This window comes from Ruegeria sp. BHSB064 (assembly GCF_059613205.1).
Window position 1 is genome coordinate 1 of the sequence record NZ_JBXWSB010000249.1, and the last position, 1,125, is coordinate 1,125.

Genomic DNA, 1,125 nt, shown 5'->3' on the forward strand with positions numbered 1-1,125 from the left:
ATCCCTGGCCTATCTGGTACTGGAAGACCCGCTCAGACGTGGAATCCCGCTCGACGTCGAACTGCGGATCGGCGCGCCCGAGGTCGACACTGCATCGGTTGAAATCAACGGGCGCACAGCGCAGTCGCTGACGGTGACACCCGCAGGTCAATCTGCACACGCCTATTTCCAACTCGACCCGGCAGACTCATCCAACGATGTGATCGTGCAACTGGGTGAAACAAACGGAAGGACACAAACCATCACTTTCCGCCTGGGGCAGCCAATCTGGTAGACTGCGTTTCAAGCGGAAGATCTCTGTCACATGCAATCTGAACAGGTACAATTCTTGACGCCGAAACGATCTAATTTGGTCAATTTTATTGTCTACGTTCAGTCAACATGTGGTTGAGTGAAACACGCAAGACACGGAATTAAACCCGTTCCCCTTTGTCCTTGGGTATTCTGCAGGCGGGGCGGGCTGAATGATTTATGAATATAAAGGGTTTCTGTTTCCATGAACAAAGTCGCAGAACGGATCGATGCAGACAGCACCGCAACCAGTAAAGCGGCTGCGACAGATGTCGAAGGCATGAGCCTGAGCGTGGTCATCCCCGCGTTCAACGAAGAAAACGCCGTGCGTCACACAGTCGAGGATGTGCGCACCCATCTGGAACCGCTGGGCATTCCCTATGAGATCATCGTGGTGGACGATGCCAGCCAGGACAGAACCCGCGCCGAGGCCGAGGCCAGCGGGGCCACCGTTACCTTCAACGATGTCAATTCCGGTTATGGCGCCAGCCTGAAGCGTGGCGTGCGGATGGCGCAGTATGAATATGTGGCCATTCTGGACGCCGACAGCACCTATCCCGCGCGCTATCTGCCGGGGATGCTGGCCATGTGCCGTGATCAGGACATGGTGGTGGGCGACCGGGGCGCGGCGATGAAAAACGTGCCGCTGCTGCGCAGGCCGGCCAAGAAATTCCTGTTCGCCTTTGCGTCGTTCCTGGCCGAGCGCAAGATCAACGATCTGAACTCGGGCCTGCGCGTGTTCCGCAAGTCCGAGTTGATCCCGTTCCTGCCGCTTCTGCCGCAGAATTTTTCGTTCACCACCACGATCACGCTGTGCATGACCTCGAATGGCAA

At 56.8% G+C, this 1,125-nt stretch carries 2 protein-coding genes; both read left to right on the top strand.

Features of this window, described 5'->3' with window-relative positions; all coding sequences use genetic code 11:
* A partial coding sequence (locus tag AC2FNU_RS24730) for a hypothetical protein (RefSeq protein ID WP_496794284.1) occupies nucleotides 1-274 on the top strand: 274 nt, incomplete at its 5' end.
* A gap of 222 nt (nucleotides 275-496) precedes the next feature.
* Nucleotides 497-1,125 (top strand): glycosyltransferase family 2 protein (locus AC2FNU_RS24735; protein WP_496794288.1); only part of this gene is annotated, 629 nt, incomplete at its 3' end.